The following is a 5,748-nucleotide window of genomic DNA, read 5'->3' on the forward strand; positions in this document are numbered from 1 at the left end:
CGCCGGTCCGATGGCGTGTACCGGATACTCAGAACCGTCGCGCAGCCCCGCTTCTCCGACGACGGCGAGTTCCTCGGCATGGTTGGTGTGAATACCGATGTCACCGAGCAGAGGGAGAGCGAGGAACAACTGAGGCGGACGATGGAGTCGCTCTCCCTCGCTACGAATGCCTCCCAGCTGGGATGGGGAGCGTGGGACACGGGTGCCGACATTGCCGAGTGGGACGCGCGGGGTCGCGAGATCTTGGGACTGCCACCTCACGAGACAACTCTCGAGTCGTGGCGGCAGCGCATCCACCCGGAGGACCGAGGTGCGGTGTGCAGCGAACTTGAAACCTGTGTCGAGAGCGACCGCGCCTTTGACGTCGTCTACCGTGTTCTTCACCCGGACGGGAAGGTGATCCGCGTGCACGGCACCGGCATCTTGCATAAGGCGCCAGAGGGCGTGAGAGGCACTGGGCTGGTTCGCGATGTGACCGAGCAGGCGAGGGAAGAGGAGTTCCAGAAACTTGCCATCCGAGAACTTAACCACCGGATCAAGAACTTGCTTGCTCTAGTGAATTCTCTGGTATCGCAAACCAGCGCTACCGGGGACGCAATCGCCTACAAAGCCACCCTCCAAGGACGGCTGCGAGCACTGGCGGCGACGGTCGGGATTTCCGCTTATGGACCTTCGAAGAGTGCCGACCTGCAAGAACTCGTCGAGGCGGTGTTGAGACCCTATTCCCTCGACAGCCAGGACAGCCTCCGGATTTCTGGCCCTGCTTCCCGCGTGCCAGAGCGCTATGCACGGATCGTCGGACTGGCGTTGCACGAGTTGACCACAAACGCGGTCAAGTATGGAGCGCTCTCATCTGCGGAAGGCCATGTCGACCTTAGCTGGACCCGCGCGAGCGAGAACGGCTCTGACCGTCTCCAAATAGTCTGGTCGGAAACAGGCGGTCCGGCCGTCGAGGCCCCGTCGAGAAAAGGTTTCGGCTCCCGTCTGTTGCAGGATCTGGTTGCGATGGAAGCCGGTGCTCAGTCTGAGCTGAGCTTCATCTCGACGGGCGTTCGGTACAGCCTTGAGCTGCCCATAGAGAGTCCGATTTCCGCACTGGCGCGCGAGCAGGTCGCAGACCAGTAAGAACCTTCGATTTCCAGCCCTATTCATAAGGATGACGAGGTCATTTATCCGGACAAGTTCGACGCAATCGCGCCGAAAACACGGTCGGCGACGAAAAATCGCGAACCAATACCCACGGAAGCGCGTTTAGGAGCATATTCTAGCCCCGAAATTTTGGTCTGGGTTTTGCCTGGGGAACCGTGGGTGCAGCGCACCGCCCTTCGCAGGCATGAGGGAGGCGCTTGTGGCGGCGCATACGCCCTCTGGATAGGCATAGTAATGTCCCGGAATATGTCGCTGAAGCCAGAGAACGTTTGCTCAGCCCATTAGAGCAGCTCTTGACGCATGTCGCGGCGAACGTAGGCTCTCCGCCCTCATGGGAGATGCCATGAACGGCCCATGCCGGTCGTATTCCTGCCTCATGAAGTGTTTCGGAGCAGTAGTCTTCTTCTGACATTTACTCAGAGCAACAGGGCAGGCTTGTCGGCTCGAGTTCGCAGTGTGTTGTCAATGCACTTGAGCATTGTTGGGTCTCCCTAGCCGCAATGGGTTGAGAAACAAAGCTATGCGGAAGATACTTCTTTTGGAAATGCGCGGTCTTGCGCTGCCGCGGCTTGCGAGTGACATGGTTCATAGGGCGTAATTACCTGTTCGACGACGATAATGACGTCGCCTGCGAGCTGGGTTTGAGCCAGGTGGCTGGGAGCTGAGCTGTGACGGCACAGAAGGCAAGAAAAGGTAGGAAGGGGCTTCAGCGCGCCGCCGCTGGTGCGCTGTTTCGGCGGAACCTCTATCGATATGCGATCGCAGCAGTCGCGGTGGCCACCGTTGCATTGATTGGCCTCGCTCTTCGGGGCGTGCTCAACGACGGCTCGCTCCTTATCATATTCCTTCCAGCAATCCTGACCGCCTCGGTGATCGGGGGAATAGGTCCAGCTCTACTCGCGATCGGACTGTCGGTCATCGGAAGTGCGGCGTTGTTCAGCCTACATAATCTCGAGGCGACGCCTCTATTGCCTTATGCGGTGTTCGTGGTTGTCGCTTTCGTCATCGCCTGGATGGGCGAGATGCTCCATCGCACGCGTCGGCAGATGGATGATACGGAGAAGGAGCTTCGGGAACGCGAGGCACATCTGCGTACCCTGTTCAACTCGTCGCCGGATGCAACGATCGTCATCGATGCCAATGGAATCATGACATCCTTCAACGCGGCAGCCGAAAGACAGTTTGGCCACCCGGAAGACGACGTCGTCGGGCAGAACGTCAAAATGCTGATGCCGGAGCCCTATCATGGCGAGCATGACGGTTACATCCAGCGCTACCTCACTACGGGTCAGAAGCGCATTATCGGCATCGACCGGATCGTTGTCGGGCGGCGCAAGGACGGTTCAACCTTTCCCATGAAGCTGACGGTCGGAGAGATCCGCCACGGTGAGGAGATTTTCTTCGCCGGCTTCGTAGAAGACCTGACCGAACGCACCAACTCGCGCGCACAGCTGCAAGAGGTCGAGGCGGAGTTGGCACGCCTCGCACGATTGAATGAACTGGGCGAGATGGCTTCCACTCTGGCCCACGAATTGAACCAGCCGTTGTCAGCCATTGCCAACTATGCGCAGGGGTGTACTCGCCTGCTGCAACAGGTCCCCGACTCCACTGCCGCGAGAATGCGGGAAGCGGTCGAGGAAATGGCTCGACAGTCGCTTCGGGCGGGCCAGATCATCCGCCACCTGAGGGAACTCGTTGTCCGAGGTGACAGCCAGAATTCTGTCGAGGATCTCCGCAAACTTGTCGAGGAAGCGAGCGCTCTCGCGCTGATGGGCACGAACGACGTGGGCGTTCAGTCAGACTTCGAATTCGATCCCACAGTGGGCCCGCTGTTGGTCGATCGCGTTCAGATACAGCAGGTGCTAACCAACCTGATGCGCAATGCGATCGAAGCTATGCGCAACAGTGATGCAAGAAGGTTGAGCGTACGGACTTTCGCAGATGGCCCTGAGCAAGTGGTCGTGGAAGTCTCCGATACCGGGCCAGGGATATCTGAGGAAATCGCGTCGCAACTCTTCAAACCGTTCGTGACAACGAAGTCCGGAGGTATGGGGATCGGGCTTTCGATCTCCAAGCGCATCATCGAGTCCCACGGAGGCACCATCGAAGTGTCGAAGAATGCCGACGGTGGTGCGACCTTCCGTTTCACCCTGCCAATCTACGAAGATGAGAGAGCAAATGCTGCCGGATAATTTTATGGTTCACCTCGTCGACGACGAGGAAGCGGTCAGAAAGTCACTTGCCTTTATGCTCACGATGGCGGGTTTCACGGTGCGACAACACCAGTCTGCGACCGACTTTCTCGCTGCAGCGCCAACGATCCAGCAAGCGTGCCTGGTGACCGACCTGAGGATGCCAGATATTGATGGTGTCGAGCTACTTCGCGAGCTGGAACGCATTCGGGTTCGAATTCCCGCGATCGTGGTGACTGGCCACGGCGACGTGCCATTGGCGGTCGAAGCGATGAAAGCGGGCGCCCGCGACTTCATCGAGAAACCCTTCGAAGAAGAAAGCCTGATCGAGGCGATAAACCGCATCGCCTCCGAGTTGGAAGCAGAAGGTGAAGCTGAGAACACCGATGCCATTCGCTGCCGTCTCGACCGTCTGAGCGAACGGGAGAAGGAAGTATTGTCCGGTGTCGTGTCAGGCCTACCGAACAAGTCGATCGCCTACGATCTCAACATCAGTCCCCGAACAGTCGAAGTCCATCGGGCGGCGGTGATGTCCAAGATGGCTGCCGGAAGCCTCCCGGAACTCGTGCGCATGGCACTCGCAGCGGGGTTCCTCGGCCAATAGCCGGGCGCCCGCTCAGTTTCTTAATTTGACTTACCTCAACGCCAGACGCGCTTGTTTGGGGCAGTAATGCCATACGCAAGGGAAACTATCTCTGCGTTATCGCAAGGAGAGCAAAGTTGGACATGAGGCGATCAGTCTTCGTCGTTGCACAGGATGACGGGTTGCGACGATCCATAGCCTTTGCCCTTGAGGCTGAGGGATTGCTCGTCATGTCATCCGGCAGTCTCCGGACAATGCGAGAGGTATCGGGGGCTGCAGAAATCGGCTGCGCGGTGATCGACGAAGACGCCATCTCCTCAGAGGAAAATGGGTGGCACTTAGTCATGGGTTTTGCAGTTCCAATCGTTCTTTTGGCCGACCGCCTACGGACGATGTCTGATACCTTCAGCGGCACCGTCCTGCTGAAGCCACTTCTTGGGGGACGGCTTGTCGAGGCAGTCGCTCGCAGCCTCAATCCAAAGGTCCGCCCTAAGTAGAATCCCGTACGGACATCTCCGAATTTCGCAAAAGATGGAAATGCGCGATGAATCTTCCTGCGTAGGACAGGGAGATCACTATGACCATTCAAAGCAACCGCGAATTCGCCGCACTGGCCCGGATCGCGAAAGTCGGAGACCACAAGAGCACGTTTGCCACCTCCCCGGCGGACCCAGTGACCCATTATGCTGCGGGCGACCTCATCTTTGGACAGGGGGACCACGCCGGAAAAATTTTCACGGTGAAAGGCGGGATGGTCCGTCTCTACCATCTGTTCGCTGATGGCCGGCGCCAGATTCTGGCCTTCTGCATGCCGGGCGAGGTCTTCGGTTTCGCCGCCCATGGAACCTATGAATTCTTTGCGGAAGCGATCGAGGATAGCTCGGTTGCCGTTCACGATGAGCAGAATTCCCTGACTGAAGTTTGGCTGAGCGCACTCAAGGCACACCTTCTCGCCGCGCAAAGTCAGCAGCTCGTTCTTGGTCGGCAATACGCGTGCGAGCGTCTTGTATCGTTCTTGCTCGATATGTCCAGCCGTCAGCGAGGCCAGAAATACGTCGAGCTTTCCATGACCCGCTCCGATATCGCGGATTACCTTGGTCTGACCCTCGAGACAGTTTCCCGCGGCCTGAGCCGGCTGAAGAAAGACGGGCTAATTCGGCTGCATAGTGCCCGCTGCATCGAAATTTCAGCGCCAGCGGCGCTTCAGGAAATGATCGAATGATTAAGGCGTCAATTCGTGTCGACGAAGGTCACAAACCGCAGTTTCTCGCCCAAGGCGAGCTGATTGCGGCCGAACCGAGGGTCCTCGAAGCGAAATCCATGGCCCAGACACCGTTCGCACCGACGGCGTCTGCGTGGGCATCGAGCAGCTTCGCTTTTACCCGCTTGCTCTGCCTCCGGCACTCGCAACCCGGAGACGGTCAACCCTGTCCGTTCGCGTCACGACGCTGCTACGCCAAATCGCGTGGGGAGATTGCGATATCGGCGATCGTGTAGGCGCGTCGTCAGCACGGAGCTTTTGCTAGGGGCTTCTTCGTTATTTCTGTAGACATTTGATCAGCGCTGCTATGGTCAAAACCACGAACACCAGAATTAGAAGGCCGAAAATCCAACCGATCACCATCTCGAAACTCATTCCATTTTCCATGTCACTCTGGTCCACTGTTTCGTTCTCATGATCTTCGGTCGACGCCCCGGGACGCACGCGGCTATTCGGGACTAACATCGGCGGGGCGCACTAATCTGGCGCGAACTCCACCGCAAATGAGGGCGGAGACGAGAATATCCCGATGCCGCGCCCGTCGTTGTCTTCCATCACGCTGG

4 protein-coding genes are annotated in these 5,748 nt (G+C 58.2%); all 4 read left to right on the top strand.

What is annotated here, in order from left to right:
• Positions 1-1,125, top strand: a 1,125-nt coding sequence (locus tag DEM26_RS19980; RefSeq protein ID WP_146194511.1) for a sensor histidine kinase, incomplete at its 5' end; no start/stop codon positions are given.
• Between the two features lie 692 nt (positions 1,126-1,817).
• Entirely contained in the window at positions 1,818-3,341 is a 1,524-nt protein-coding gene (locus DEM26_RS19985; RefSeq protein ID WP_109173288.1) for a PAS domain-containing sensor histidine kinase, read from the top strand.
• Complete coding sequence (gene fixJ, locus DEM26_RS19990) at positions 3,328-3,945, top strand: response regulator FixJ (RefSeq protein ID WP_109173289.1); 618 nt, start codon at positions 3,328-3,330, stop codon at positions 3,943-3,945. The genes DEM26_RS19985 and fixJ overlap by 14 nt, the downstream gene beginning before the upstream one ends.
• Before the next feature lie 556 nt (positions 3,946-4,501).
• Positions 4,502-5,146: a helix-turn-helix domain-containing protein gene (locus DEM26_RS20000; RefSeq protein ID WP_109173291.1), complete on the top strand. Its 645-nt coding sequence runs from the start codon at positions 4,502-4,504 to the stop codon at positions 5,144-5,146.
• The last annotated feature ends 602 nt before the right edge of the window (positions 5,147-5,748 follow it).

Origin of the sequence: Thioclava sp. NG1 (genome assembly GCF_003122275.1) — a bacterium.
Classification (GTDB): Bacteria; Pseudomonadota; Alphaproteobacteria; order Rhodobacterales; family Rhodobacteraceae; genus Thioclava; species Thioclava nitratireducens.

Bases quoted from the DNA above. Each gene is read 5' to 3' on its own strand.
- fixJ (WP_109173289.1), top strand. From the start codon at position 3,328: ATGCTGCCGGATAATTTTATGGTTCACCTCGTCGACGACGAGGAAGCG.
- DEM26_RS20000 (WP_109173291.1), top strand. From the start codon at position 4,502: ATGACCATTCAAAGCAACCGCGAATTCGCCGCACTGGCCCGGATCGCG.